Below are 25,303 nucleotides of genomic sequence, written 5' to 3'. Positions count from 1 at the left end.
GCATGACCCGGACCATCAATTACGGGCTGATCGGATGTGGCATGATGGGGCAGGAACACCTGCACAACATCGCCCTGCTGGAGGGCGCGCAAGTGGCCGCCATTTTCGAGCCCGACCCCGATATGGCGCGCGCCGCGCAGGCGATTGCGCCGGGGGCCCGGATGATGGCTTCGGTGCAGGACCTGCTGGCGGTCGCGGCGCTGGACTGCCTCGTCATCGCCAGCCCCAACCATCTGCATGTGGATCAGATCGCCCAGATCGCCGAAACGCGTCCCTTGCCGCTGTTGGTGGAGAAGCCGCTGTTCACCAACCCCGATGATGCGGCCCGTCTGGCCGAGATCGAGCGCAGCTATCCCTGTCCGATCTGGGTGGCGATGGAGTACCGCTATATGCCGCCCATCGCCGCCCTGATCGCCGAGGCGCAGGACACCAGCGGCGGGGTCAAGATGCTGAGCATCCGCGAACACCGCTTTCCGTTCCTGGAAAAGGTCGGCAACTGGAACCGGTTCAACCGCAACACGGGCGGCACCTTCGTCGAGAAATGCTGTCATTTCTTCGACCTGATGCGCCTGATCCTGCAATCCGACCCAGTGCGCATCAGCGCCAGCGGCGGTCAGGCCGTGAACCATCTGGACGAAACCTATGACGGCGAAACGCCTGACATCCTCGACCACGGCTATGTCATCGTCGATTTCGCCTCGGGTGCGCGGGCGATGCTGGAACTTTGCATGTTCGCCGAGGGCGCGCGGTATCAGGAGGAAATCTCGGTCGTCGGCCCCAAGGCCAAGATCGAGGCGCTGGTCCCCGGGCCGGGCCGGTTCTGGCCCGAACATCTGGGCGAGCCGCCGGTGCCGCAGCTCATCGTCAGCCCGCGCGACCCCAAAGGTCCGATCGCCCGCGACATTCCCGTCGATCCGCGCCTGCTGGCGGCGGGCGACCACAACGGCTCGACCTTCTATCAGCACCAGGGCTTTCTGGCGCTGGTGCGCGGTGAGCGCGACGCCCCGGATGTCAGCCTGACCGACGGCATGTGGGCCGTGCGCATGGGGCTGGCGGCACAGCAATCTCTGGCCACGGGTGAAACCATCTGGCTGGATCGCTGAGGTCTTTCTGCGGGTGCAAAATGCGCCGATCGGAAACCTGTGTTCCGATTTGGCGTCACAGTCCATGTCGTTTTTGATATTCAAAGCGTCTTTTCCGCTTGCCCGTCCATCTGCGGCCCCCTAGGTCTGGCCGCGGGACACCCCTCCCCAACGAGGGGCGTATATCTGGAAGGGTAACACCAATGACCATCGAACGACCGGCAGCGCGGCCGGCCAATCCGCGTTTTTCCTCGGGCCCCTGCGCCAAACCCCCCACATTCGAGCTGAACAAGCTGGCCGGTGCCGCGCTAGGCCGGTCGCACCGCGCCGCCATCGGCAAGGACAAGCTGAAAGCGGCGATCGAAGGCACGCGCGAAGTGCTGGGCATTCCGGCCGACTATCGTATCGGCATCGTTCCGGCCTCGGATACGGGTGCGGTGGAAATGGCGCTTTGGTCGCTGCTGGGCGAACGCAAGGTCGAGATGCTGGCCTGGGAAAGCTTTGGCGCGGGTTGGGTCACCGACGTGGTCAAACAGCTGAAGATCGACGCCGAGGTGAAAACCGCCGATTACGGGCAGATCGTCGATCTGGCGACCATCGATTTCAACAATGACGTGGTCTTTACCTGGAACGGGACCACCTCGGGCGTGCGGGTTCCGAATGGCGACTGGATCGCCGATGACCGCGCCGGCCTGACCATCTGCGACGCCACCAGCGCCGCATTTGCGATGGACCTGCCTTGGGACAAGCTGGATGTCACCACCTTCAGCTGGCAGAAAGTTCTGGGCGGCGAGGCCGCGCATGGCATGCTGATCCTCAGCCCCCGCGCGGTCGAGCGGCTGGAAAGCTATACCCCCGCGTGGCCGCTGCCGAAGATCTTCCGCCTGACCAAGGGCGGCAAGCTAATCGAGGGCATCTTTACCGGCGCAACCATCAACACGCCGTCGATGCTTGCGGTCGAGGATTACCTTTTCGCGCTGGATTGGGCCCGCTCGGTCGGCGGGCTGCAGGGCCTGATCGCCCGCGCCGATGCCAATGCGCAGGCGATTTTCGAATTCTGCGACCAGAACGACTGGATCGACAACCTGGCCGAGGACCCGGCTACCCGGTCGAACACCAGCGTCTGCCTGAAATTCACCGATCCGCGCATTCGCGACGGCGCCAGCTTTGCCAAGGCGGTCGCCAAGCGGCTGGAGGCCGAGAACGTGGCGCTGGACATCGGCGCGTATCGCGATGCGCCGGCCGGGCTGCGCATCTGGTGCGGCGGCACGGTCGAGACGTCCGACATCCAGGCGATGCTACCCTGGCTGAAATGGGCGTTCGAGGCCGAGATCGCAGCCCAGGCCGAAGCCGCCTGACCCCTTTCCCTTACAAGATCCGGGCCGTGTCCGGCCCGGAGTTATCATTCCATTCAAGGACCAAGCACATGGCCCCCAAAGTACTCGTATCCGACAAGCTCAGCGAAACCGCGGTTCAGATCTTCCGTGACCGCGGCATCGACGTGGATTTCATGCCCGACGTGGGCAAGGACAAGGAAAAGCTGGCCGAGATCATCGGCAACTATGACGGCCTGGCCATCCGCTCGGCCACCAAGGTCACCGAGAAGATCCTGGAAAAGGCCGACAAGCTGAAGGTGATCGGCCGCGCCGGCATCGGCACCGACAATATCGACAAGGAAGCCGCCTCGAAAAAGGGCGTGATCGTGATGAACACGCCGTTCGGCAACATGATCACCACCGCCGAGCACGCCATCGCGATGATGTTCGCCGTGGCGCGTCAAATCCCCGAGGCCAATGCCAGCACCCATGCGGGCAAGTGGGAAAAGTCCAAATTCATGGGGGTCGAGCTGACCAACAAGACGCTGGGCGTGATCGGTGCCGGCAATATCGGCGGCATCGTCTGTGACCGGGCGCATGGCCTGAAGATGAAGGTCATCGCCTATGACCCCTATCTGGGCCAGGAGAAGGCCGACAAGATGGGCGTGGAAAAGGTCGAGCTGGACGAGCTGCTGGCGCGGGCCGATTTCATCACCCTGCACGTGCCGCTGACCGACCAGACCCGCAACATCCTCAGCCGCGAGAATCTGGCCAAGACCAAGAAGGGCGTGCGCATCATCAACTGCGCCCGCGGCGGTCTGGTCGACGAAGAGGCGCTGGCCGAACTGATCAAATCCGGCCATGTCGCGGGAGCAGCCTTCGACGTGTTCAGCGAAGAGCCGGCCAAGGAAAACCCGCTGTTCGACCTGCCCAACGTGGTCTGCACCCCGCATCTGGGCGCGGCGACTACCGAAGCGCAGGAAAACGTGGCGCTGCAGGTGGCCGAGCAGATCTCGAACTATCTGCTGACCGGCGCGGTCGAGAATGCGCTGAACATGCCCAGCGTCACCGCCGAAGAGGCCAAGGTCATGGGGCCTTGGATCAAGCTGGCCGGCCATCTGGGCAGCTTCATCGGCCAGATGACCGACGAGCCGATCAAGGCAATCAACATCCTGTATGACGGCGTGGCGGCGCAGATGAACCTGGCGGCGCTGAACTGCGCGGTGGTAGCGGGGATCATGAAGCGCTCGAACCCCGAGGTGAACATGGTCTCGGCCCCGGTCGTGGCCAAAGAGCGTGGGATCAAGATCTCGACCACCAATCAGGACAAGTCGGGCGCCTTCGAGGGCTATATCAAGGTGACCGTGGTGACCGACAAGCGCGAACGCTCGATCGGGGGTACCGTGTTCAGCGACGGCAAGCCGCGCTTCATCCAGATCAAGGGCATCAACATCGATGCCGAGGTCGGCGCGCACATGCTCTACACCACCAACGAGGACGTGCCGGGCATCATCGGCACCCTGGGGAAGACCATGGGCGAGCATGGCGTGAACATCGCCAACTTTACCTTGGGCCGCGCCCAGGCGGGTGGCGAGGCGATCGCGCTGCTGTATGTTGACGAGCCGGTTCCGGCTGAAGCCCGCGCCAAGCTGGCTGAAACCGGGCTGTTCACCCAGATCAAGCCGCTGGAGTTCGACGTGATCTGATCCGGCAAGACCCGGATGAAAGCGATTGACGCCTGCACCCGCCCGGTGCAGGCGTTGTCGTTGCAAAGGCCCGCAAATCCAACCCGGCCCGGAACGGAGACATCGGCATGACCGCGCCCTGTCCCTGATCGAGCAGGATGGCGGACGCGATGCGCGGATCGTGTTTCTGGGCGACTACGTCGATCGGGGCCCCGACAGCAGGGGTCTGCTGGACCGGCTGATTGCCGGGCGCGACGCGGGGCGAAACTGGGTCTTGCTGCTGGGCAACCATGACCGGATGTTCGCGTGGTTCCTGCAGGATGAGCTGTGCCATGATCCGCATCTTCTGGTCGGCTACCACTTGCTGCACGCGCGGCTGGGCGGAACCGAAACCCTGCGCAGCTATGGTGTCGAATTCGAAGATCGCATCCGGCTGCAGAATGTGCATCGCGCGGCTCACGCGGCGGTGCCGGCTGCGCACAAGGCATTTCTGCGCGACCTAGTGCGGAAGCACCAGACCCCCGAGCTTGCTTTTGTTCATGCCGGCATCCGGCCGGGCGTGCCGCTGAGCGCGCAGGCCGAGGATGATCTGGTTTGGCTCCGTCAGAGCTTTCACGCCCGTCAGACCCCGCACCCCAAGCTGATCGTGCATGGCCACACGGTGGTGGACCACCCCACACATTACAGGAACCGCATCAACCTGGACATCGGCGCGGGCTATGGCCGCCAAACCGGGGGTCGCCGTGTTCGGGGGGCGCGACTGCTGGCTGCTGACCGAAGCCGGGCGCGTGCCGCTGCGCCCCTGATCAGCCGCCCGCGAACATGTCCTTGTAGGTCTCGCGCAGAACGTTTTTCTGCACCTTGCCCATCGTATTGCGGGGCAATTCGTCCAGCAGGATCAGCTTGCGGGGATGTTTGAAACGGGCAAGGCTTTGGCTCACCGCATCCATGATCGCACCCAGATCCGGTGCCGCGCCGGCCTCGGGCACCAGTATGCCCAGAACGGTTTCCCCGAAATCCGGGTGCGGCACGCCGATCACTGCGCTTTCCAGCACGCCGGGCTGTTCATCCAGAACCAGCTCGATTTCCTTGGGATAGATGTTGTAGCCGCCCGAGATGATCAGGTCTTTGCCGCGCCCGACGATATGCACATACCCGTCAGCGTCGATGCGGCCCAGATCACCGGTGATGAAGAACCCGTCCTCACGCAGCTCGGCAGCGGTTTTCTCGGGCATCTGCCAATAGCCCTTGAACACGTTCGGGCCGCGCACCTCGATCATGCCGATCTCGCCCTGCGGCAGCGGATCGCCCGTTTCGGGGTCGGTGATCTTCAACTCGACCCCCGGCAGCGGAAAGCCCACCGTCCCGGCGCGGCGCTCGCCGTCATAGGGGTTCGAGGTGTTCATGTTGGTCTCGGTCATGCCATAGCGTTCCAGGATCCGGTGGCCGGTGCGTTGCTCGAACCGCGTGTGGGTTTCGGCCAGCAACGGCGCCGAGCCGGAAATGAACAGCCGCATGTGTTGGGCCAGATCCCCGGTGAATCGGTCGTCGTTCAGGAGGCGAGTATAGAAGGTCGGCACCCCCATCATCGAGGTGGCCTTGGGCATCAGGCGCAGGATGTCGTCCAGATCGAAGCCCGGCAGAAAGATCATCGACCCGCCGGCCGACAGCATGACATTGGTGGCCACGAACAGGCCATGGGTGTGAAAGATCGGCAGCGCGTGCAGCAACACGTCATCCGCGGTGAAGCGCCACTCCTGCACCAGCGTTTCGGCGTTCGAAAGCAGGTTCGCCTGCGTCAGCATGGCGCCCTTGGACCGCCCGGTAGTGCCCGAGGTATAGAGAAACGCGGCCAGATCGTCCGAAGTGCGGCGCACCGGTTCAAACGCCGGCAGCATCCCCAGCGCGCGCCGCATCAGGCTGCCCGAGCCGTCGGCGTTCAGCGTTTCGACCCGCGCGCCATGGCTGTGGGCAATGGGCTCCAGTTCGGACAGCGTACCCGCATCGCAGACCACCAGCGCAGCGCCGCTGTTATCGATGAAATAGCTCAGCTCGGCGCCGGTATAGGCGGTGTTCAGCGGCAGAAAGATCAGCCCGGCTTGAACGCAGGCCGCATACAGCGCCAGCGCCTCGGGCGATTTGTGGACCTGAACCGCCACCCGGTCGCCCGGTTCCAGCCCCAGCCCCGTCAGCGCATTGGCCACCCGCGCCGCCATGTCCAGAAACGCGGCATGGGTCAGCGTACGGCCGTCCGGAAGATGCAGAAACGGCGTGTCTTTGCCCGCATGGATGCCGAACAGACGATCATAAAGCGGGTTGGCCATTTCGGGTCCTCCTGATTGCGGTGCTGCCGATCCGGACCCTGTATCGGATTGCGCCGCTGGTAAAGACCCTGTTGTGGGCCTTTTTGCATCAGAGCCGGGTGGTCATGCGATAGCCAGCGGCAAAATACATCTTGGCCAGCGTCACAGGTGCGCCCTGCAGCCATGTGATGCGTTCGGCGGTAAAGACCGGCTCGCCTTCGGTCACGTCCAGAAAACCGGCCAGCGTGGCGTCGGCCCGGCTGGCCAGAAAGGACAGTTCGACATTGGTGAAGGGGACCGTCTGCACCAGCCATTCATTCGGGCCGATGGCGGAGAAATCGGCCTGTTCGACCTGCGGCACGCTGTCGATGACGATCCAGCGGTCCTCGAACTGAAAGGGGGTGTTGCCGGAATAGTGCATGCAGCGCACATGCACCACGCGCTGCCCCGGTGTAAGCGCCAGCCGCGCCCCCAGCCATTCTGGCGCGGTCTCAGTCAGCGCTGAGACCAGTGCATACCGATAGGTGCCGCCCATGGCCTCGACCTCGTCGCGTACCAGCGGGATGGTAAAGCGGGCCTGCCGCTGCGGGGCGCTGGACACGCGGGTGCCCGCCTTGCGGCGGCGTTCCAGGAAACCCTCCTCGGCCAGTTCGCGCAGCGCGCGGTTCACCGTGGTGCGGGTGCAGGAAAACTCGACCGCCAGTTCCTCTTCGTTGGGCAGCAGTGTGTCGGGCCGCCATTCGCCGGAACGGATGCGGCCTAGCACGGTCTGTTTGATGTCCTTGTAGCTGGTGGTCTCGGGGCTTTGGGTCATAGGGCGCTCGGCTTGGTGTTGGAGTTGATTAGACTCGGGACAGCAGATCGGCAATGGCCCGGCGATAGGCGGGGATGATCGTGTCGCGCGCGACGTGGCGCCCGGCGCGGACCGTGTGGCGGCCGGCCGACCACAGATCGGTTACCAGCCCGTCGGGGGCCGCGAAACACAGCCCGTCCAGCAGTTGGTCGTCTCGCAGTGCGCACAGGGTCGGGTGCGCGCGGTCGATGGCCACCAGATCGGCCAGCTTGCCTGGGGCGATTTCGCCGGCGTCGCGCCCAAGCGCCTGCGCGCCGCCTTGGGCCGCACCTGTATACAGGGCGTGCCCGACCGAGCCTTCGCCCCGCACCAGAACCGCCCGGGCGCGGTCGCGCAGACGTTGCGAATATTCGAGGGTCCGCAGTTCCTCGGGCAGCGAAATCCGAATGTTAGAGTCTGATCCAACCCCGAACCTCCCGTTCTCACCAACAAAGGTCGGACCTTCGAAAATACCGTCGCCCAGATTGGCCTCGGTGATCGGGCACAGCCCCGCCACGGCGCCCGACCGTGCCAGCGCCCGGGTTTCGCCGGGAGCCATATGTGTGGCGTGGACGAGGCACCAGCGGTCATCGACCGGCAGGGTGTTCAGCAACCACTCCACCGGACGGCTGCCCAAAGCGGCCTGCACGTCCTGAACCTCTTTCACCTGCTCGGCGATGTGGATGTGAACAGGGCCGTCCGGGACGTTGTCGATCAGGGCGAAAAGGTCGCCGGCGCGGGTGGCCCGCAGCGAATGCGGGGCGATGCCGACAACGGTGTCGGCCGGGGCCTGTCGGGCCCGGTCCCGGGTCGCGTCGAGCAGGTCCAGATAGCGGTCCAGATCGTTGCCGAACCGCATTTGCCCGCCGGTCAAAGCCTCTTGCCGGACTCCGCCAAAGGTATAGAGCACCGGCAGATGGGTCAGCCCGATCCCCGTCTGCTGCGCGGCGGCAAAGATGCGCTGACTCAGTTCGGACAGATCGGCATAGGGCGCGCCGCCGGGTTGGTGATGGACATAGTGGAACTCGCCGACCGCAGCATATCCGGCCTCCTGCATCTCAAGGAAGGTCAGGGCGGCGATGGCCTCGATATGCCTAGGCGTCAGGTTCTCCAGAAACCGGTACATCATCTGCCGCCAGCTCCAGAAGCTTTCCCGGCCAGCGGTCCGGGTCTCGGTCATCCCGGCCATGGCGCGTTGAAAGCTGTGGCTGTGCAGGTTCGACAGGGCCGGCAGCAAGAGATCGACGCATGTATCACCGGGCGCGGGCGGGACGTTGGCCTGCAGCCCGGCAATCCGCCCTTCGGTGATTTCCACCCGCAGGTTCGGAACCCAATTATAGCCTAACAAAGCGGTTTTTGCGTGTATCATCATACTGCGTTCAATTTGTGTAGACTTTAGATTTTTACCCATATACGAAAAATCCAACTGCAACGGGAGTCCAAAAGAATCGCCATGGCCGAAAAAACTGTCCTCCGCTGTCAGCACGTTGCGACCATGGCCGAAGGCGCGTCGCCCTATGGCCTGATCGAGGATGCCGTCATCGTGCTGAACGGCGACCGGATAGACTGGGTGGGATCTTGGCAGGACCCCTTGGCGCGACAGGCCGGCCCGGTCATTGATTACCGGGATCGCCTGATCACGCCGGGCCTGATCGACCCGCACACCCATGTCGTGTTTGGCGGCAATCGCGCCGCCGAGTTCGAGATGCGTCTGAACGGTGCCTCTTACGCCGATATCGCCCGGGCCGGTGGCGGTATCCTGTCCACGGTGGCGGCCACTCGCGCGGCCAGCCAGCAGGAGTTGCTGGACACCGCCTTGCCCCGCGTCGATGCCATGATCGCCGAAGGGGTGACCTGCATCGAGATCAAGTCGGGTTATGGTCTGGAGCCAGAAGCGGAGCTGCGCATGTTGTGCGTGGCCCGTCAGATCCCGCAGCTGCGCCCGGTTCGGGTAATGACCAGCTTTCTGGGCGCGCATGCGATCCCGCCCGAATTCAACGGGCGCGCGGACGCCTATATCGACACGGTCTGCATCCCGACCCTGCGCGCGGCCCATGCCGAGGGGCTGATCGACGCGGTCGACGGGTTCTGCGAGGGAATCGCCTTCGATACGGCTCAGATCGCGCGGGTGTTCGACGCCGCGCGTGAGCTGGGGCTGCCGGTCAAGCTGCATGCCGAACAATTGTCGAATCTGGGCGGGGCCCTGCTGGCGGCGTCCTACGGCGCCCTGTCGGCCGATCATCTCGAATATGTGGACGCCGCAGGGGTGGACGCCATGGCCGAGGCCGGAACGACTGCGGTTCTGCTGCCCGGCGCGTTCTACACGCTGCGGGAAACGCAGGCCCCGCCGATCGACCTGTTCCGCAAGGCCGGGGTGCCGATGGCCCTGGCCACCGATTGCAATCCGGGGTCCTCGCCGCTGACGTCGCTGCTGCTGTCGATGAACATGGGCTGCACCCTGTTTGGCATGACCCCGGCCGAGGCGCTGGCCGGGGTCACCCGCAATGCCGCCCGCGCGCTTGGGCTGGCCGATGCCGGTACGATTGCGCCTGGCCAGCGGGCGGATCTGGCTGTGTGGGACGTCTCTCACCCGGCCGAGCTGGCCTATCGGATCGGGTTCAACCCGCTGCACGCACGCATTTTCGGAGGGGAGGCATGAGCGCTCTGACCTTGGTTCCGGGGCAGGTCTCGCTGGCCCAACTGGCGGACATCTACTGGAACGAAACGCCGGTGGTTCTGGATCATTGCTGTCGCCCGGCTGTCGAGGCCGCCGCCGCTCGCATCGCCGAGGCCGCCGCCGGTGACCAGCCCGTCTATGGCGTGAATACCGGTTTCGGCAAGCTGGCCAGCCTAAAGATCGCGGCCAAGGACACCTCGGCGCTGCAGCGCAACCTGATCCTCAGCCATTGCTGCGGGGTTGGCCCGGCGGTGCCGCGGCGGTTGGCGCGCCTGATGATGGCGCTCAAGCTGTTGTCCTTCGGGCGCGGCGCATCCGGCGTGCGGTGGGCGCTGGTGGACCTGCTGCAACAGATGCTCGCCCGTGGCGTGACCCCGGTGATCCCGGCGCAGGGCTCGGTGGGGGCCTCGGGTGATCTGGCGCCGCTGGCCCACATGACGGCGGTGGTCATCGGCGAAGGCGAAGCCGAGCTGGACGGTACGGTCATGCCGGGCGCCCAAGCCTTGAAAAAGACCGGGTTAGAGCCCGTTCAGCTGGGGCCGAAGGAGGGCTTGGCCTTCATCAACGGCACCCAGTTTTCGACAGCCTACGCCTTGGCGGGCCTGTTCGAAGGCTGGCGCGCGGCGCAAAACGCGCTGGTCGTTTCGGCCGTTTCGACCGATGCCATCATGGGGTCCACTGCGCCGCTTCAACCCGAGATTCACGCTCTGCGCGGTCATCGCGGCCAGATAGAGGCCGCCAGCGCCATGCGCGCCGTGTTGCAGGGCTCGGAAATCCGTGAAAGCCATCGCGAGGGTGACAATCGCGTGCAGGACCCGTATTGCATCCGCTGTCAGCCGCAGGTCACCGGTGCCGCGATCGACGTGATCCGGCAGGCTGCCGCGACCTTGCAGACCGAGGCCAACGCGGCCACCGACAACCCGCTGGTGCTGTCCGATCCCGACATGATCGTCTCGGGCGGCAATTTTCACGCTGAACCGGTGGGGTTTGCCGCCGACATGATCGCACTGGCCTTGTCCGAGATCGGTGCCATCGCGCAGCGCCGGATCGCCTTGATGGTGGATCCGACGCTCAGCTTCGACCTGCCGCCATTCCTGACCCCCAACCCGGGTCTGAATTCGGGCTTCATGATCGCCGAGGTCACGACCGCCGCGCTGATGAGCGAAAACAAGCATCTGGCCAACCCGTGCGTCACCGACAGCACGCCCACCTCGGCCAACCAGGAAGATCACGTCTCGATGGCCGCCCACGGTGCGCGGCGTTTGACGCGTATGGTGGAAAACCTCAACCACATTCTGGGGATCGAGCTGCTCTGCGCCGCTCAGGGCGTCGAGTTCCGCGCCCCGCTAGTCACCAGCGCGCCCTTGCAGCGGGTGATTGCGCGGCTGCGCGCCGACATCCCGCCTTTGGCCGAGGACCGGTACCTGGCCCCGGAACTGGAACAGGCCAAGGATCTTGTGGCCAGCGGCGCGATCCTGGAGGCGCTGGGCGTACCGCTCCCGGAGGTGACGGCATGATCGTGGTCGAGGTGCAGCAAGGGCAGAGCCCGATCGTGCTGGGCCAACCGCATGGCGGAACCTTCGTGCCCGAGGAGATCCATGCGCGCCTGAACCAGACCGGCCGGGCGTTGGCCGACACGGATTGGCACATAAACAGGCTCTATCAAGGGCTCTTGAGCGATGCGACGGTGGTTCAGTCCCGCGTGCACCGCTATGTGATCGACGCCAATCGCGATCCGGCGGGCGTGTCGCTCTATCCGGGGCAGAGCACGACGACCCTGGTGCCGCTGACCGATTTCGACGGGCAACCCATATGGCTGGAAGGACAGGAACCGTCGGAAGATGAAATCGAGGAGAGGCGCGAAAAGTTCCACGCCCCCTACCACGCCGTGTTGCAGGAAGAATTGGAGCGGGTGCGGGCCAGGCATGGCGTGGTGATCCTGTTCGACTGCCACTCGATCCGGTCCCTGATCCCCTTCCTGTTCGACGGAGAGTTGCCGGTGTTCAACACGGGCACCAATGACGGCACCACCTGCGCACCCGAGGTCGCGCAGGCGGTGGATGCCGTGGCTCAGGCGTCGGGCTGTACCGCGGTGCTGAACGGCCGATTCAAGGGCGGTTGGACCACCCGGCACTATGGCCGCCCGGACAAGGGCATACATGCGATCCAGATGGAGATCGCCCAACGCGCCTATATGGACGAGACCCCGCCCTGGACCTGGCGCGCGGACCGGGCTGAACGCCTGCGCCCGCACCTGCAAGAGATGCTTGACCGCCTGCGTGCCTTGGCCTTGTCGGGCGCGCTGGCCGAAAAAGGAGCCCCGAAATGAGTGACCCGCGCAAGAACACCCGTGACGTCTTTCCACCGACCGGGCCGGACCTGAATGCCAAAAGCTGGCTGACCGAGGCCCCGTTGAGGATGCTGATGAACAACCTGCACCCCGACGTGGCCGAAAACCCGCACGAATTGGTGGTCTATGGCGGCATCGGCCGTGCGGCGCGGACCTGGAAGGATTTCGACACTATCGTGGCCAGTTTGAAGGATCTCGAGGCCGACGAGACCCTGATCGTGCAGTCCGGCAAGCCGGTGGCGATCATCCGAACGCACAAGGACGCGCCGCGGGTTCTGATCGCCAATTCCAACCTCGTGCCGCATTGGGCGACCTGGGACCACTTTAACGATTTGGATCGGAAGGGCCTGATGATGTACGGCCAGATGACGGCCGGGTCGTGGATCTATATCGGCACGCAGGGCATCGTTCAGGGCACCTATGAAACCTTCGCCGAGGCCGGGCGCCAGCACTACGGCGGTGACCTGACCGGTCGATGGATCCTGACCGGTGGGCTGGGCGGCATGGGCGGAGCACAGCCCCTGGCGGCAGTCTTCGCCGGGGCCTGCTGTCTGGCGGTGGAATGCAGCCCCGACAGCATCGATTTCCGCCTGCGCACCAAATACCTGGATGAGAAGGCCGAAACGCTGGACGAGGCGCTCGCCATGATCGACCGCTGGACCAAGGCGGGCGAGGCGAAATCCGTGGGTCTGCTGGGCAATGCGGCCGAGATCTTCCCTGAGATTTACCGCCGCATGGCCGCGGGCGGGATGCGCCCCGACATCGTGACCGACCAGACCAGCGCCCACGACCCGATCAACGGGTATCTGCCGCTGGGCTGGACTCTGGCGCAGTGGCGCGAAAAGCGGGAAACAGACCCTAAAGCGGTGGAAAAGGCCGCGCGCGCCTCGATGAAGCAGCATGTCGCGGCGATGGTCGATTTCTGGAACGCGGGCGTGCCGACGCTGGACTACGGCAACAACATCCGGCAGGTGGCGCAGGACGAGGGGCTGGAGAACGCCTTTGCCTTTCCCGGTTTCGTCCCGGCCTATATCCGCCCGCTGTTTTGCCGTGGCATCGGCCCGTTCCGCTGGTGCGCTCTATCGGGCGACCCCGAGGATATTTACAAGACCGATGCCAAGATGAAGGAGCTGTTCCCCGAGAACGAGCATCTGCATCGTTGGCTGGACATGGCCCGTGACCGGATCGCGTTTCAGGGTCTGCCCGCGCGGATCTGCTGGATCGGGCTGGGCGACCGGCACCGGGCCGGGCTGGCCTTCAACGAGATGGTCGCGAATGGAGAGCTGAGCGCACCGGTCGTCATCGGCCGAGATCACCTGGACAGCGGCTCGGTCGCCAGCCCAAACCGCGAGACCGAGGCGATGCTGGATGGGTCCGACGCCGTGTCGGACTGGCCGCTGCTGAACGCATTGATCAACACCGCCAGCGGCGCGACCTGGGTGTCGCTGCATCACGGCGGCGGGGTTGGCATGGGCTTCAGCCAGCACGCGGGCGTGGTGATCTGCGCCGACGGCACCGAGGACGCCGCGCGGCGGCTGGAGCGGGTGTTGTGGAACGACCCGGCCTCGGGCGTGTGGCGCCATGCGGATGCGGGTTATGACATCGCCAAGGACTGCGCCCGCGAACACGGGCTGCGCCTGCCGGGCATTCTGGGGTAGCGGCGCGGAATTGGCCTCTGGCGGAAATGCTGCGCCTGCGATATGCGCAGGGCAGGCTGCCGGAGGATCAAGATGTACGTTGCCACCCTGTTGACCAACCCCAAGACGCCGTCGCTGGACGGGGCGCTGATCGACGCGTTGCGCAATGCCTGGGGTGGGGGCGACATCCAGTGGCTGAGCCCCGACGAGGCGGCCGAATTTACTCTGCCGGCGGTTCCGGAAAACCGCTGGGATGTCTGGGCCGACCTGCAGAAACTGGGCGTCGATCTGGCGGTGCAGCCGGCCCAGGGCCGTCGCAAAAAGATGCTGCTGGCCGACATGGACAGCACGATGATCCAGCAGGAATGCATCGACGAACTGGCTGACGAGGCCGGGGTGGGCGAGCGGGTCAAGGACATCACTGCCCGCGCCATGAATGGCGAACTGGATTTCGAAGGCGCGCTGACCGAGCGGGTGGGCCTGCTGAAGGGGCTGGACGTGTCAGTGATCGACCGGGTGCTGAACCAGCGCATCACCCTGATGCCGGGCGGCCGAGAACTGGTTGCTACGATGCGGGCCAATGGTGGCTATGCCGCGCTGGTCTCGGGCGGGTTCACCGCGTTCACGGCCCGCGTGGCCGAGTTGCTGGGCTTTGACGAGAACCGCGCCAACACGCTGCTGGCGGAGGACGGCAAGCTGACAGGTGACGTGCAGCGCCCGATCCTGGGCCGTCAGGCCAAGGTTGAGGCGCTGGAACAGATCTCGGCCCGGCTGGGTATTTCCGAGGCCGAGGTGGTCGCCGTGGGCGACGGGGCGAATGATCTGGGCATGCTGGAGCGTGCCGGGACGGGGGTGGCCCTGCACGCCAAACTCTCGGTCGCCGCGCAATGCGACGTGCGCATCAACCATGGCGACTTGACCTCGCTGCTGTATCTGCAGGGATATGCCCGATCGGATTTTGCGCAGGGCTGATCCGACGGTTTTGGGTTTTCATTGTTTAACATTCGCGTTAAACAATGGACATGAACACGCTGCTCGATGCCTTTTCGGCCCTGTCCGACCCGACCCGATTCACGATCGTTGAACAACTGATGGATCAGGGCGAACTGCCCGCAGGCGACCTTGCCCGGGGCAAGGGTATGTCCGGCGCGGCCATTTCCCGGCACCTGAAGGTTTTGCGGCAGGCCGGGCTGGTGAGCCAGCGCGTCAACGGCACCCAGCGGATCTATTCGATCCGCCCCGAGGGGCTGCGGGCGATTGCCGAATGGACCATCTCGAAACGCAAGTTCTGGGAGGCAAGCCTGGACCGCCTGGGCGACATTCTGCAGGAGGACCCCTCATGGCCGACCTGAAGCTGGTGCGCGACTTTCCGGTCAGCGCCGAAACCCTGTTCGTCTGGATCAGCGACGGAACCAGATTGTTGCAGTGGTGGGGCCCTGAAGGGGTCGAGGTGCCGGAGCACGACCTGGATTTCTCGCGCCTTGGTCCGTGGTATTCGGTCATGGTCAATGGCGACGGGCAGCGGTTCAAGGTGTCCGGGCATGTGACCCATGTGGACCCGCCGAACTCGGTCGGGTTCACCTGGGGCTGGCATGACGACCAGGACCAACGCGGCGCCGAGAGCCATGTAACGCTGACGGTCGAGCCGACCGGCACCGGGGCGCGCCTGATCCTCGATCACCGCGATCTGGGCGATGACGACGTCTCGGCCAATCATGAAAGCGGCTGGACCTCGTCGCTGCGCAAGCTGGAAGCCCGGCTTGCCAACCCTGTCTGACCAAAAGGGAGACCAGAAAATGCCTCAGTACCTGTTTGTCTATCACGGTGGCACCACGCCGACGGACCCGGCCGAGATCGAAGCCGCCATGGCCGCCTGGGGCGCGTGGTTCCAGAACATGGGGCCGGCGCTGGAAATCCCCGGCAACCCGGTGGGCCAGTCCCATACCGTCAGCGCCGATGGCGTGGCCGACAATGGCGGGCCGAACCCGGTCTCGGGCTTTACCGTCGTCAAGGCCGACAGCATCGAAGCCGCCACCGAGATGGCCAAGGGCTGCCCCATGGTGGTCAACGGCTCGGGCTCGGTCGAGGTGGCCGAGATCCACGAGATCGAGATGTGACCCTCACCCGGGGAAACCCGGCGCGGGGCGGATCACGCCGCATTCCAGCCCGCGGCGGCTGTATTGCGTGGCGTTCATGAATTTGCGCGTGGCCGGGTGATCGGCTTCGAGCACGCCGAGGCTGACGAGAATGGCGGCGATCGCGCATTCGCTGGCGCGGGTGGCGCCATCGGTGATCTTCAACGCCACGCCCATCTTCTTTTCCGGGATGATCGCGACAAACACGGCCTCGGCCCCGGTCTTGATCGCGGCACGCCCGTTCATCGCGCGCATCAGTTCGGTGCAGGCGCGGGTTTCCCCGGCCACCAACTCGGGGTGGGCGACCATCGCCCGGGTCAATTGCAGGGCCGCGTCGCTGGCCCGGTCCGACCGGTCGCCGGCTGAGGCAAACCACGCCATCGACCGTGCCAGCCCCACCAGCGAAGTGGCGAAATTGGGCGCCGAGCAGCCGTCGATCCCGTAGCAGGGGCTGTCCTCGCCCGTGGTCTCTTCGAAGGCCGACAGGCAGGCCTGCTGCACGGGGTGGTCGATCTCGATATATTCGGGGCCTGCCCCCATGTGCCGGGCCAGGGTCAGGAACCCGCAATGCTTGCCCGAGCAGTTGTTGTGGATCTGGCAGGGCGTGTCATCGGCCAGGATCAAGCCGTCGCGCGCGGCCATGTCGGCCGGCTCCTGCGGGCCGCAGCGCAGATCAGGCTCGGACAGGCCCAAGTGATCCAGCCAGGCGGTCACGCGCTCGGTATGGATCGCCGCGCCATTGTGCGAGGCGCAGGCCAGTGCTAGGTGCTCGGAGCCCAGCCCGTATTTGGCCGCCGCGCCCGAGGTGACCAGCGGCAGCGCCTGGATCATCTTGGCCGACGACCGCGGATAGATCACCGCATTCGGATCGCCCCAGCTGCGCACGATCTGACCGCTGTCGTCGCAGATCACCGCATGGCCCAGATGAAGGCTCTCCAACAGCGGTCCGCGCCATAGTTCGGTCATCGGTACGGGTTGCGTCATGTCGTCCCTCCGGAATGTGCGCAAAATTCTGCCAATCGCCCTTTCGCCTGTGGCGAAACCTGCGTTAGTGTGTGTATGTCGGCAATCATCCGGATGCGCAACTGCAACAGACGGACCGTCAGGGTTCGCGGCCATCCGGGGTGGAGTTGAGGTGTGGGTCGAGCCAGGAGGCTGAACAGATGAGATCGAAGCTCGTCCGCGTGATCGCGGGCCTTTGCGTGGCGGGGATGGCCACGACCGCAATCGCCCAGCAGGCGACAAGCACGAACCGGGTGGCGGCAAAGACCGACTGGAGCGTCTTCGTCGAGGACGATCCGACCGAATGCTGGAGCGTATCGGCGCCCAAGGAAACGGTGAATACCCGCGGCGGGCGGGTCGTGTCGGTGCGGCGCAGCGACATTCTGCTGTTCGTGTTCTACCGTCCGAATGCCGAGGTCAAAGGGCAGGTCACCTTTACCGGCGGATACCCGTTTGCGCCGGGATCGACCGTCAACCTGAAGATCGACGACAACGAATTCGAGCTGTTCACCGAAGGCGAATGGGCGTGGCCGGCCAGCGCCGCGGATGACGCCAAGATCGTGACCGCGATGAAACGCGGCACCGAAGCCGTTCTGACCGCCCGGTCGGCGCGCGGAACCCAGACCAAGGACACCTTTTCGCTGCTGGGCTTCACCGCGGCCATCGAAGAGGCCGAGAAACGCTGCACCCAGCAGTAAGAACCGTTCTTGGCTCCATGCGAAAGCTCCGCCCATCCGGCGGAGCTTTTTTCGGTGCAGGTTTCCGCTACGTCGCCGGCTCGATTTGATCCGTATCAAGGCCGAAGCGGCTTGAACCTGAACAATCCGGTTCAGTTCAAACCAAAGGAGCCACGCCATGACCACCAAACCATTCCTTGTTCTTCTGGTCGCTGCCGCCGCCGTTCTGAGCGCCTGCGAGAAATCCGCCGACACCTATCCGGTCACGGGTGAGCAGTGCGGCCCGAACGATCCAGTCAAGAAACTGGACGCCGAGGATTGTTACATCCCGCCGGCGGGGCTGTAATCGCAACGGACGCATGAATCGTGCCCAAACCCTTCTGCCGTGCTAACGTTCGTTTCAGTGCACAGCGATGAAGGGGCTAGCCATGCGTTGGGTTTGGGCAGTGATATGTGTGCCGGCATCGGTTTTCGCGGACCCCGCATTGGAATGCACCGATGCCGGATCGCAGGTTGAGATCGGCGCCTGCGTCGGTCAGGCTGAAGCCAATGTCGAGGCCGCTTTGGTGCAGGCCTTCGGTCTCGCGACCGATGCTGCGAAGGAACTGGACGAGGTCACCGGGCGCACCGTCGCGCTGCCTGCGCTCGAGGCCTCTCAAGCCGCGTGGCAGGCCTATCGCGACGCGCAATGCGAGGCGGTGGGTGCGTCCTATGGTGGTGGATCGGGAACGGGTATCGCGATCACCTCGTGCCGGGTCGAGCTGGGGCGGACCCGGGTGACCGAACTGCTGCGGTACGTGAACTGACACCCGGGTTGCACGAATCCTTTTGATCTTTGCCGGCGTTCCTATATAGAGGCGCATCCCAAGCCAGAACGCCCGAGAACCACCATGACCGCCAAAGCGCCGATCACCCAGGATGTCGTGACCATTCCCCGCAAACTGCCCGAGGGAAAGATCAACCTTGTCGGTCTGACCCGCGACCGGCTGCGCGAGGTTCTGATCGAACACGGCACCCCGGAAAAGCAGGCCAAGATGCGGGTGAACCAAATCTGGCAGTGGATCTATCAGTGGGGTGTGCGCGACTTTGACCAGATGACCAATCTGGCCAAGGCCTATCGCGCGCAGCTGGCCGAGCATTTTGTGATCGAAATCCCCGAGGTCGTTACCCGCAAGATCTCGTCCGACGGCACCCGCAAGTACCTCGTGCGCATCGCCGGTGGGCACGAGGTCGAGGTCGTCTACATCCCCGAAGAGGATCGCGGCACGTTGTGCATCTCTTCGCAGGTGGGATGCACGCTGACTTGTTCGTTCTGCCACACCGGAACGCAGAAGCTGGTGCGCAACCTGACTGCCGCCGAGATCATCGGTCAGGTGATGATGGCGCGCGACGATCTGGACGAATGGCCCACCCCGGGCGCGCCCAAGAACGAGACGCGCCTGCTGTCGAACATCGTGCTGATGGGCATGGGCGAGCCGCTTTACAATTTCGAAAACGTCCGCGACGCGATGAAGATCGCGATGGACCCCGAGGGCATTTCTCTGTCGCGCCGGCGTATCACCCTGTCGACCTCGGGCGTGGTTCCCGAGATCGCCCGCACGGCGGAAGAGATCGGTTGCTTGCTGGCGATCTCGTTCCACGCCACCACAGACGAGGTGCGCGACGTTCTGGTGCCGATCAACAAGCGCTGGAACATCGAGGAACTGCTGCAGGCTCTGGCCAGCTATCCCAACGCGTCGAATTCCGAGCGGATCACCTTTGAATACGTGATGCTGGACGGCGTGAACGACAGCGACGAGGACGCCCATCGCCTGATCGACCATATCAAGCGCCACAACATTCCGGCCAAGATCAACCTGATCCCGTTCAACGAATGGCCGGGCGCGCCCTACAAGCGCAGCTCGAACAACCGGATCCGGGCCTTTGCCAACATCATCTATCAGGCCGGGTACGCCTCGCCCATCCGCAAGACGCGGGGTGACGACATCATGGCCGCCTGCGGTCAGTTGAAATCGGCCACCGAGCGCGCCCGCAAATCGCGCCGCCAGATCGAGGCCGAGGCCGGGCTGAAAGGTTGATTCGACGCCCGCGGGTTCGCGGGCAAATGGTCTGTAATTTTATCGCCGGATTTGGTAGTCTTGAGCCATGAGACGTGCGCTGTGGCGCGCACGTGAAATCTGCGCACAAGACGGTGAGTTGGACAGTCCGTTTTCTGGTGCGTTTCGACCAGTCCGCTCCTATTTGTCGGGGAAATCTGCGGAATTCAGGCAATCCTTGAACAGGGTGGGCCAATACATGAACGCACTGACGAAACTGTCAACGATCTGCATGACCGCCGCGTTGGTGGCATCGGGCGCCGCCATTTCATGGGCGCAATCCAACGAGACCGAGGCGCATCTGGCGATCGAGAACCCGGCGGAGCTGAGCAAAGAGGACGCGCAGCAGCATTATCGCGCCCTGAAGAAACAGATGGATCGCGGATATGCCACCGCGCATCTGGATCAACTGATGAACTATCAGCACTGGCCGCTGTTCAACGACGCACCGTACCTGTCGGCCACGCATGGGCAGCGCTACGTCAACAGCTATGCCAACCGGATGGCCCACAATTATGGCACGTTGCAACCGGGGGAAGATTTGCCCGTGGGCTCGGTCCTGGCCAAGGACAGCATGACCGTCACGGATGAGGGCCGGGTGCATCCCGGCGCCCTGTTCGTGATGGAGAAACTGCCAGAAGGCACCAGCCCCGACACCGCCGACTGGCGCTATGTCATGGTGATGCCCGACGGGTCGCTGTTCGGCGACACGATGGGGGATCGCGCGGGGGCGGTTGCCTATTGCCATGTCTGCCACGAAGCGGTCGCTGACCGCGACTATACGTTCTTCGTGCCAGAGGATTACCGCGTCGGCAACTGATCGCGGGCCGCGTCACCGGGTAGTTTCAGGGCGGCGGCCTCGCGCCGGCTGAGCTGTTCACCCTGCTTGCGTTTCGACAGAACCTCGCGCGCCAGCGCGTATTTGTCATCCTGCCAGAAGATCAGGCAGCCGTTGCACCCCTTGCCGCAGCAACCCTCGGTGCCCACGCGGTTGGTCTTGAACCGGCGCGCGGTGCCGTCTTGGCCAATCTTCGCCACCAGCTCGTCCCGGCGGCGGGCATAGGCGGCGGGATTGTCGCGCCCCGAGGTTTCCAACCCCTGCACCAGCTTGTCAAAGCGGATGCGACTCCAGTGCTCGTCGGTCAGGGCGCGTTCCTTACGCAGGACCGAATATACGGGGAAGCGGGCGCGAAGGTCGTCGGGGTCTTCGTGATCGAACAGGGCAAACGGCAGGCGGATCACGGTTTTCGTGCTGCCATGCACCACGTCCAGCTTGGCTCCGTCGCTGGCGCGTTCGAACTCGTAGACGCGCAGCAGGACCGTCTCGCGCGAGATGGGCGAGACGAAATCCAGCACGTCGCCGGGTTCGAGCTTGTTCTTCACCTCGACCAGGAACGCATCCTCGGTCACGTCGGTCACCAGCCCGGCATATTCCCATTGGGCGATGGTCGCGGTGTGCTCGTAATCATGCGCGTAATTGGTCAGCCGCCCCTCGTGAAAGGCCAGCGTATAGCCGCGGTTTCCCACGGTCTCCAACTCGCGCATATAGGGTTTCGGGTCCCAGTTCTCGGGGTCGGCATAATAGTCGTCGATGGCCATGCGATAGGCGCGCGCGACGATGGCGGCATAATATTCCGACTTGCCGCGCCCCTCGACCTTGAGGCTGTCGACACCGATCTTCAGGTATTCGTCCAGCTTGGGCATGATGCACAGATCGCGCGAGTTTAGGATGTACGAGCCGCGATCATCCTCTTCGATCGGCATCAGTTCACCCGGGCGGCAGCCTTCCTCCAGCAGGAATTCGAACAGGTCGGCGTTTTCCTCGGTGATCCGCAGTTCCTGATGGGTGCCGTCCTTCAGGCGCAGCTTCAGCGCATAGTTCCAGCGGCAGGAATTGGCGCAGTTGCCCTGGTTGGCGCCGCGCTCGGCCATGAAGTTCGACAGCAGGCAGCGGCCCGAATAGGTCATGCACATTGCACCGTGCACGAAGGCCTCGAGCCGGATGTCGGGGCATTTCTCGCGGATCTCGACCAGTTCGGGGTACGAGACCTCGCGCGCCAGCACCACCAGTTCGGCCCCCTGATCCTGCCAGAACTTCACCGACAGCCACGAACAGATATTGGCCTGGGTCGAGATATGCAGCGGCAGTTCCGGCGCGCGTTCGCGCACGTACTGGAACACGCCGGGGTCGGCGATGATCAACCCGTCGGGCCGCACCTTGCGCACGGTGTCGATGTATTCGTCCAGCTTGGGGATGTCCTTGTTGTGCGAGAACAGGTTCAGCGTCAGATAGGCGCGGCGTCCATGCGCGTGGCAGAACGCGACCCCTTCGATCACCTCGTCCAGCGAAAACTCGGACTTGGTGCGCAGGGACATGTCGGGCGTGCCAAGATAGACCGCGTCCGCCCCGTACAGGATGGCCAGTTTCAGCTTGCGCAGATTGCCCGCAGGCATCAGCAATTCCGACTTGGTCCGTGTCATCGCAGCACCCGGTTCCGACTCGATGGCGCCTTCTAAGGTAAAACCACCGACTCCAGAAGGGCAAACCAGCCTTGCACGCAGGCTCTAACTGCGACGGAACCGCGCTGTTCCGATCCGTTCGACCAACTGGTTGCGCACCGGGTCGGGTTGGGCGTCGATGGCGCGCAGCACCTCGCGCAGTTCCGCCCGCAGACCGTGCATCTGGTCGATCAGCGACAGCACCATCGACAGGGCGTCGGGCTCCATCTCGTACTGGTCGTCCAGCTCGCAGGCCAGTTGCAGGCGCGCCATGTCCAGCCGCTCGTAGACCAGCCCCTGGTCGGACTGGCGCGGGATCACGATCCGGGCGGACAGGAAACGGGACAACCGCTCCGAGGTCAGGTTCTGGACGGCTTCGATCAGTTCGGCTTCGGTCAGAGAACGGGTCATGCCGGCATTCCTTTCCGCGGGTCATAGCTGTGCGAATTGCGCCAGTTCTGGATGAACTGCTTCAGTTCGTCGTCGATCTTGTCGGGCATCACCACGCTCAACTCGATCAGCTGGTCGCCGCGTTTGTCCGAGCCGCGTTTCCTGACGCCCTTGCCCCGCAGACGCAGGGTCTTGCCGCTACTGGTGCCCTCGGGCACGGTCACGTTCACCCGACCGTCGATCGTGGGCGCGGGGACCTTGCCGCCCAGAACGGCCTCGTCGATGGTGATCGGCAGGGTGATGCGGATGTCGTCACCCTCGCGCTTGAATACCGGGTGTTCAGCCACGCGGATCGTGACCAGCGCGTCACCCGGTGGCCCCTCGCCATAGCCCGGCGCGCCCTTGCCGCGCAGGCGGATGGTCTGGCCGTCTGTGATGCCGGCGGGGATCTTCACCTCGATCCGGTCGCCATTGGGCAGGGTCAGCTTTTGCATGGCGCCAAAGACGGCATCCAGGAAACTGATCTGCAGGCTGTAGTTCACGTTGTGACCAGGCGCATGAAACTCGCGCGCACGCCCACCGCTGAAGCCACCGTTGCCACGGTTGCCGAAGAATTGGGCAAAGATGTCGGACATGTCGTCGTCCTCGACCCCGCCGCCCGAGCGATAGGGGTTGCCCGCGGTTTCGGCATATTCGCGGTAGTATTGCTGCTGCGGGCGTTCCTGGCCCGAGGCGTCGATTTCGCCCCGGTCGAACTTGGCCCGGGTTTCGGGGTCCTTCAGCAGGTCATAGGCGGCTGCGGCGGCCTTGAATCTGGCCTCGGCATTGGCGTCGCCGGGCTTGAGGTCGGGGTGGCAGTCTTTGGCGATGCGCCGGTAGGCTTTTTTGATTTCGGCAGCACTGGCGTCTTTCGAGACGCCCAAAACCGAATATGGATCGTCGCTCATGTATCTCTCGTTTCTGATTGGTTTCGCCAGTGGATGTTGTTGGCAGTTAACCCTTCAGATTGTGTCGTGTCATGGAATTTCAACAGGGCCGAATACCGAGGAGATTGAATTCTCTCGAAAAATTCCGGCATCCTGATACTATCCGCATGTTTCGAACCGTTGCGGATGGAGTCAAACGCATGTCACGCAGAATCAAGTCGGCCCTGGCCCTGTTGGCGGGCAATGCCATCGGTCTGTTGCTGGCCAGCCTGTTGCTGACCGGCTTTTCGATCAAACCGGTATCGTTCATCGTGGTTGTGATCGTGTTCACCTTGGTTCAGGTCGTGGCCGAGCCATTGATCCTGAAGATCGGGGAAAAGAACGTGCCGGCGCTGAAGGGCGGAATCGCGCTGGTGGTCATCTTCGTGGGCCTGCTGGTCACCGATCTGGTCACTGAAGGGCTGACCGTGGGCGGCATCTCGAACCTGCTGGCGGCGACGCTGCTGGTGTGGCTGGGCGCCCTGATCGCCGGGGTTCTGCTGCCGATCTACGTCTTCACCGAACTGCGCGAGCCCAAGAAATAGGGCCTAAGCCAGCGCAGTCAGGCTGTCGTTCAGAGCCTGCCACAGCTCATCCACCGGCTCGCACCCGATTGAAAGACGCACGAAGCCGGGATCGACCTGATCTCCCCAACGCGCGCGCCGCTCGGCCGAGCTGTGCACGCCACCAAAGGAGGTGGCCGGGCGCAGCAGCGGGCAGCCATTGATGAACCGTTCGGCCTGGTCCTTGGAGGCCAGCGTGATCGTTAGCAAAAAGCCGAACCGCGTGGTCTGTTTGCGGGCCAGATCGTGCGACGGATCCGACGGAAGGCCGGGATAGCGGATCTGCTTGACCTTCGGGTGATCGGCCAACCGTTCGGCCAGAACCTGCGCCGAACTGCACATGCGATCGAACCGGACGTCCAGCGTCTCCAGCCCGCGATGCAGCAGCCAGGCCTCATGCGGTCCGGGGATCGCGCCCGAGACGCGGCGCCATTCCTCGACACGTTCCATGATGTGGGTGTCACGGCCGGCCACATGGCCCATCAGCAGATCGGAATGCCCGCCCATCGCCTTGGTGTCCGAGGCGACGACGATGTCGATACCCAGGTCCAGCGGGCGTTGTCCCAGTGGGGTCAGCGTCGTATTGTCGGCGATGGTGATGCCACCCGCGGCGCGCACGTCTCTCGCCACCTGCGCCAGGTCGATCATGTCGAGCCCGGGGTTGGACGGGCTTTCGACGAAAACCACATCGAACCCGTCGAACCCGCCCTGCGCGAATGCGGTCGTGGGGCGCTCTTCGACCGACACGCCCAGCTTGGCGAGGAACCGGTCGGCCAGCAGGCGGGTGACATAATACCCGTCCGACGGGATAAGGATGCGCGACCCCGCCCGCACGGTGGCGAACAGCGCGGCCGAAATCGCGCCCATGCCGGACGGAAAGATCAGGCAGGGTGCGTCTTCGAGATGCGCCAGCACGTGCTCGACCTGCGTCCAGGTCGGGTTGTCAACCCGGCCGTAGGTCGGGTGCCCGTCCGGCGCGCCGGGCAGGTGGAACATGCTGCTTTGGGTCAGCGGCAGGGCCACCGGCTCGCCCTTGCTCAGCGCGTTGCCGCGCAGATGCAGCATCTCACCGGTCTTGGGAGGGCGCGCCATCG

26 protein-coding genes are annotated in these 25,303 nt (G+C 64.3%); 18 read left to right on the top strand and 8 right to left on the bottom strand.

All coding sequences use genetic code 11. The features are described from left to right. The first annotated feature begins 2 nt into the window (after positions 1-2). From AC2FNS_RS02780 to AC2FNS_RS02765, 4 genes are all read left to right on the top strand, one after another. Entirely contained in the window at positions 3-1,103 is a 1,101-nt protein-coding gene (locus tag AC2FNS_RS02780) for a Gfo/Idh/MocA family protein (protein ID WP_496710802.1), read from the top strand. A 182-nt stretch (positions 1,104-1,285) separates the two neighbouring features. Continuing rightward, positions 1,286-2,440 (top strand): phosphoserine transaminase, encoded by a 1,155-nt coding sequence (locus AC2FNS_RS02775; protein ID WP_496688564.1) that lies wholly within the window; start codon positions 1,286-1,288, stop codon positions 2,438-2,440. A 68-nt stretch (positions 2,441-2,508) separates the two neighbouring features. Continuing rightward, positions 2,509-4,104 carry a phosphoglycerate dehydrogenase gene (gene serA / locus AC2FNS_RS02770; RefSeq protein ID WP_496680671.1) on the top strand — a complete coding sequence of 532 codons (1,596 nt, stop codon included), beginning with the start codon at positions 2,509-2,511 and terminating at the stop codon, positions 4,102-4,104. 25 nt (positions 4,105-4,129) lie between these two features. After that, positions 4,130-5,002, top strand: coding sequence for a metallophosphoesterase (locus tag AC2FNS_RS02765; RefSeq protein ID WP_496710801.1), 873 nt, complete (start codon positions 4,130-4,132; stop codon positions 5,000-5,002). On the opposite strand, the gene AC2FNS_RS02760 is transcribed toward AC2FNS_RS02765, so the two are convergent. The 3 genes from AC2FNS_RS02760 to AC2FNS_RS02750 all read right to left on the bottom strand — a co-directional run bounded on the left by AC2FNS_RS02760 (position 4,890) and on the right by AC2FNS_RS02750 (position 8,590). Then, on the bottom strand, positions 4,890-6,407 hold the full coding sequence (locus tag AC2FNS_RS02760; RefSeq protein ID WP_496680675.1) for a malonate--CoA ligase: 1,518 nt from the start codon (positions 6,405-6,407) through the stop codon (positions 4,890-4,892). The two genes, AC2FNS_RS02765 and AC2FNS_RS02760, sit on opposite strands and share 113 nt — an antisense overlap. 88 nt (positions 6,408-6,495) lie before the next feature. Continuing rightward, the gene (gene hutC / locus AC2FNS_RS02755; RefSeq protein ID WP_496688571.1) at positions 6,496-7,200 is read right to left on the bottom strand and encodes a histidine utilization transcriptional repressor HutC; all 705 of its coding nucleotides are present in this window, start codon (positions 7,198-7,200) and stop codon (positions 6,496-6,498) included. A 28-nt stretch (positions 7,201-7,228) separates the two neighbouring features. After that, positions 7,229-8,590 (bottom strand): formimidoylglutamate deiminase, encoded by a 1,362-nt coding sequence (locus tag AC2FNS_RS02750; RefSeq protein WP_496710800.1) that lies wholly within the window; start codon positions 8,588-8,590, stop codon positions 7,229-7,231. Between the two features lie 81 nt (positions 8,591-8,671). Between AC2FNS_RS02750 and hutI the strand changes: the two genes are divergently transcribed. From hutI to AC2FNS_RS02710, 8 genes are all read left to right on the top strand, one after another. Continuing rightward, a complete protein-coding gene (hutI, locus tag AC2FNS_RS02745; protein ID WP_496710799.1) occupies positions 8,672-9,877 on the top strand; it encodes an imidazolonepropionase in 1,206 nt (401 codons plus the stop codon). Then, on the top strand, positions 9,874-11,412 hold the full coding sequence (hutH, locus tag AC2FNS_RS02740) for a histidine ammonia-lyase (RefSeq protein WP_496710798.1): 1,539 nt from the start codon (positions 9,874-9,876) through the stop codon (positions 11,410-11,412). The genes hutI and hutH overlap by 4 nt, the downstream gene beginning before the upstream one ends. After that, on the top strand, positions 11,409-12,224 hold the full coding sequence (gene hutG, locus AC2FNS_RS02735) for an N-formylglutamate deformylase (protein ID WP_496710797.1): 816 nt from the start codon (positions 11,409-11,411) through the stop codon (positions 12,222-12,224). Before hutH ends, hutG begins: the two co-directional genes overlap by 4 nt. Continuing rightward, a complete protein-coding gene (gene hutU, locus AC2FNS_RS02730) occupies positions 12,221-13,903 on the top strand; it encodes a urocanate hydratase (RefSeq protein ID WP_496710796.1) in 1,683 nt (560 codons plus the stop codon). The genes hutG and hutU overlap by 4 nt, the downstream gene beginning before the upstream one ends. Before the next feature lie 72 nt (positions 13,904-13,975). Then, positions 13,976-14,854 carry a phosphoserine phosphatase SerB gene (serB, locus tag AC2FNS_RS02725; RefSeq protein ID WP_496710795.1) on the top strand — a complete coding sequence of 293 codons (879 nt, stop codon included), beginning with the start codon at positions 13,976-13,978 and terminating at the stop codon, positions 14,852-14,854. Positions 14,855-14,904: 50 nt separating this feature from the next. Beyond that, positions 14,905-15,234, top strand: a complete 330-nt coding sequence (locus AC2FNS_RS02720) for an ArsR/SmtB family transcription factor (protein WP_496710794.1) — start codon at positions 14,905-14,907, stop codon at positions 15,232-15,234. Further along, complete coding sequence (locus AC2FNS_RS02715) at positions 15,222-15,659, top strand: SRPBCC family protein (RefSeq protein ID WP_496680692.1); 438 nt, start codon at positions 15,222-15,224, stop codon at positions 15,657-15,659. The genes AC2FNS_RS02720 and AC2FNS_RS02715 overlap by 13 nt, the downstream gene beginning before the upstream one ends. Before the next feature lie 19 nt (positions 15,660-15,678). Further along, a complete protein-coding gene (locus tag AC2FNS_RS02710; protein ID WP_496688587.1) occupies positions 15,679-15,999 on the top strand; it encodes a YciI family protein in 321 nt (106 codons plus the stop codon). A gap of 3 nt (positions 16,000-16,002) precedes the next feature. On the opposite strand, the gene AC2FNS_RS02705 is transcribed toward AC2FNS_RS02710, so the two are convergent. Continuing rightward, complete coding sequence (locus tag AC2FNS_RS02705; protein ID WP_496680696.1) at positions 16,003-17,001, bottom strand: asparaginase; 999 nt, start codon at positions 16,999-17,001, stop codon at positions 16,003-16,005. Between the two features lie 179 nt (positions 17,002-17,180). On the opposite strand from AC2FNS_RS02705, the gene AC2FNS_RS02700 reads away from it, so the two are divergent. The 5 genes from AC2FNS_RS02700 (at position 17,181) to AC2FNS_RS02680 (ending at position 20,612) form a co-directional block, all read left to right on the top strand. Beyond that, positions 17,181-17,717 (top strand): invasion associated locus B family protein, encoded by a 537-nt coding sequence (locus tag AC2FNS_RS02700; protein WP_496680697.1) that lies wholly within the window; start codon positions 17,181-17,183, stop codon positions 17,715-17,717. Positions 17,718-17,874: 157 nt separating this feature from the next. After that, the gene (locus tag AC2FNS_RS02695; RefSeq protein ID WP_496680700.1) at positions 17,875-18,042 is read left to right on the top strand and encodes a hypothetical protein; all 168 of its coding nucleotides are present in this window, start codon (positions 17,875-17,877) and stop codon (positions 18,040-18,042) included. Between the two features lie 82 nt (positions 18,043-18,124). Next, entirely contained in the window at positions 18,125-18,502 is a 378-nt protein-coding gene (locus tag AC2FNS_RS02690; protein ID WP_496727731.1) for a lysozyme inhibitor LprI family protein, read from the top strand. 84 nt (positions 18,503-18,586) lie between these two features. Then, the gene (gene rlmN, locus AC2FNS_RS02685; RefSeq protein ID WP_496680704.1) at positions 18,587-19,774 is read left to right on the top strand and encodes a dual-specificity RNA methyltransferase RlmN; all 1,188 of its coding nucleotides are present in this window, start codon (positions 18,587-18,589) and stop codon (positions 19,772-19,774) included. A gap of 217 nt (positions 19,775-19,991) precedes the next feature. Beyond that, positions 19,992-20,612, top strand: a complete 621-nt coding sequence (locus tag AC2FNS_RS02680; protein ID WP_496680705.1) for a cytochrome P460 family protein — start codon at positions 19,992-19,994, stop codon at positions 20,610-20,612. Here AC2FNS_RS02680 and AC2FNS_RS02675 read toward each other — a convergent pair. The 3 genes from AC2FNS_RS02675 to AC2FNS_RS02665 form a co-directional block, all read right to left on the bottom strand. Then, positions 20,594-22,273: a U32 family peptidase gene (locus tag AC2FNS_RS02675; RefSeq protein ID WP_496795108.1), complete on the bottom strand. Its 1,680-nt coding sequence runs from the start codon at positions 22,271-22,273 to the stop codon at positions 20,594-20,596. The genes AC2FNS_RS02680 and AC2FNS_RS02675 overlap by 19 nt on opposite strands. Before the next feature lie 84 nt (positions 22,274-22,357). Further along, entirely contained in the window at positions 22,358-22,702 is a 345-nt protein-coding gene (locus AC2FNS_RS02670; RefSeq protein WP_496688594.1) for a hypothetical protein, read from the bottom strand. Then, complete coding sequence (locus AC2FNS_RS02665; RefSeq protein WP_496710791.1) at positions 22,699-23,628, bottom strand: DnaJ C-terminal domain-containing protein; 930 nt, start codon at positions 23,626-23,628, stop codon at positions 22,699-22,701. The genes AC2FNS_RS02670 and AC2FNS_RS02665 overlap by 4 nt, the downstream gene beginning before the upstream one ends. Before the next feature lie 179 nt (positions 23,629-23,807). On the opposite strand from AC2FNS_RS02665, the gene AC2FNS_RS02660 reads away from it, so the two are divergent. Further along, the gene (locus AC2FNS_RS02660) at positions 23,808-24,191 is read left to right on the top strand and encodes a hypothetical protein (RefSeq protein WP_496688597.1); all 384 of its coding nucleotides are present in this window, start codon (positions 23,808-23,810) and stop codon (positions 24,189-24,191) included. Positions 24,192-24,194: 3 nt separating this feature from the next. On the opposite strand, the gene AC2FNS_RS02655 is transcribed toward AC2FNS_RS02660, so the two are convergent. After that, positions 24,195-25,301 carry a cystathionine gamma-lyase gene (locus AC2FNS_RS02655; RefSeq protein WP_496710790.1) on the bottom strand — a complete coding sequence of 369 codons (1,107 nt, stop codon included), beginning with the start codon at positions 25,299-25,301 and terminating at the stop codon, positions 24,195-24,197. Between the last annotated feature and the right edge of the window lie 2 nt (positions 25,302-25,303).

The organism is Ruegeria sp. BHSA191, from assembly GCF_059613325.1.
This window is presented reverse-complemented; position numbering and strand designations above follow the sequence as displayed.

What these genes read in the sequence shown, in the direction of transcription:
- AC2FNS_RS02720 (WP_496710794.1), top strand. Translation starts at nt 14,905, where the DNA reads ATGAACACGCTGCTCGATGCCTTTTCGGCCCTGTCCGACCCGACCCGA.
- hutG (WP_496710797.1), top strand. Translation starts at nt 11,409, where the DNA reads ATGATCGTGGTCGAGGTGCAGCAAGGGCAGAGCCCGATCGTGCTGGGC.
- AC2FNS_RS02780 (WP_496710802.1), top strand. Translation starts at nt 3, where the DNA reads ATGACCCGGACCATCAATTACGGGCTGATCGGATGTGGCATGATGGGG.
- AC2FNS_RS02710 (WP_496688587.1), top strand. Translation starts at nt 15,679, where the DNA reads ATGCCTCAGTACCTGTTTGTCTATCACGGTGGCACCACGCCGACGGAC.
- AC2FNS_RS02680 (WP_496680705.1), top strand. Translation starts at nt 19,992, where the DNA reads ATGAACGCACTGACGAAACTGTCAACGATCTGCATGACCGCCGCGTTG.
- hutU (WP_496710796.1), top strand. Translation starts at nt 12,221, where the DNA reads ATGAGTGACCCGCGCAAGAACACCCGTGACGTCTTTCCACCGACCGGG.
- hutI (WP_496710799.1), top strand. Translation starts at nt 8,672, where the DNA reads ATGGCCGAAAAAACTGTCCTCCGCTGTCAGCACGTTGCGACCATGGCC.
- AC2FNS_RS02670 (WP_496688594.1), bottom strand. Translation starts at nt 22,702, where the DNA reads ATGACCCGTTCTCTGACCGAAGCCGAACTGATCGAAGCCGTCCAGAAC.
- hutH (WP_496710798.1), top strand. Translation starts at nt 9,874, where the DNA reads ATGAGCGCTCTGACCTTGGTTCCGGGGCAGGTCTCGCTGGCCCAACTG.
- AC2FNS_RS02675 (WP_496795108.1), bottom strand. Translation starts at nt 22,273, where the DNA reads ATGACACGGACCAAGTCGGAATTGCTGATGCCTGCGGGCAATCTGCGC.
- serB (WP_496710795.1), top strand. Translation starts at nt 13,976, where the DNA reads ATGTACGTTGCCACCCTGTTGACCAACCCCAAGACGCCGTCGCTGGAC.
- AC2FNS_RS02775 (WP_496688564.1), top strand. Translation starts at nt 1,286, where the DNA reads ATGACCATCGAACGACCGGCAGCGCGGCCGGCCAATCCGCGTTTTTCC.
- AC2FNS_RS02750 (WP_496710800.1), bottom strand. Translation starts at nt 8,590, where the DNA reads ATGATGATACACGCAAAAACCGCTTTGTTAGGCTATAATTGGGTTCCG.
- serA (WP_496680671.1), top strand. Translation starts at nt 2,509, where the DNA reads ATGGCCCCCAAAGTACTCGTATCCGACAAGCTCAGCGAAACCGCGGTT.
- AC2FNS_RS02690 (WP_496727731.1), top strand. Translation starts at nt 18,125, where the DNA reads ATGCGTTGGGTTTGGGCAGTGATATGTGTGCCGGCATCGGTTTTCGCG.
- hutC (WP_496688571.1), bottom strand. Translation starts at nt 7,200, where the DNA reads ATGACCCAAAGCCCCGAGACCACCAGCTACAAGGACATCAAACAGACC.
- AC2FNS_RS02760 (WP_496680675.1), bottom strand. Translation starts at nt 6,407, where the DNA reads ATGGCCAACCCGCTTTATGATCGTCTGTTCGGCATCCATGCGGGCAAA.
- AC2FNS_RS02705 (WP_496680696.1), bottom strand. Translation starts at nt 17,001, where the DNA reads ATGACGCAACCCGTACCGATGACCGAACTATGGCGCGGACCGCTGTTG.
- AC2FNS_RS02715 (WP_496680692.1), top strand. Translation starts at nt 15,222, where the DNA reads ATGGCCGACCTGAAGCTGGTGCGCGACTTTCCGGTCAGCGCCGAAACC.
- AC2FNS_RS02655 (WP_496710790.1), bottom strand. Translation starts at nt 25,301, where the DNA reads ATGGCGCGCCCTCCCAAGACCGGTGAGATGCTGCATCTGCGCGGCAAC.
- AC2FNS_RS02665 (WP_496710791.1), bottom strand. Translation starts at nt 23,628, where the DNA reads ATGAGCGACGATCCATATTCGGTTTTGGGCGTCTCGAAAGACGCCAGT.
- AC2FNS_RS02660 (WP_496688597.1), top strand. Translation starts at nt 23,808, where the DNA reads ATGTCACGCAGAATCAAGTCGGCCCTGGCCCTGTTGGCGGGCAATGCC.
- AC2FNS_RS02695 (WP_496680700.1), top strand. Translation starts at nt 17,875, where the DNA reads ATGACCACCAAACCATTCCTTGTTCTTCTGGTCGCTGCCGCCGCCGTT.
- rlmN (WP_496680704.1), top strand. Translation starts at nt 18,587, where the DNA reads ATGACCGCCAAAGCGCCGATCACCCAGGATGTCGTGACCATTCCCCGC.
- AC2FNS_RS02700 (WP_496680697.1), top strand. Translation starts at nt 17,181, where the DNA reads ATGAGATCGAAGCTCGTCCGCGTGATCGCGGGCCTTTGCGTGGCGGGG.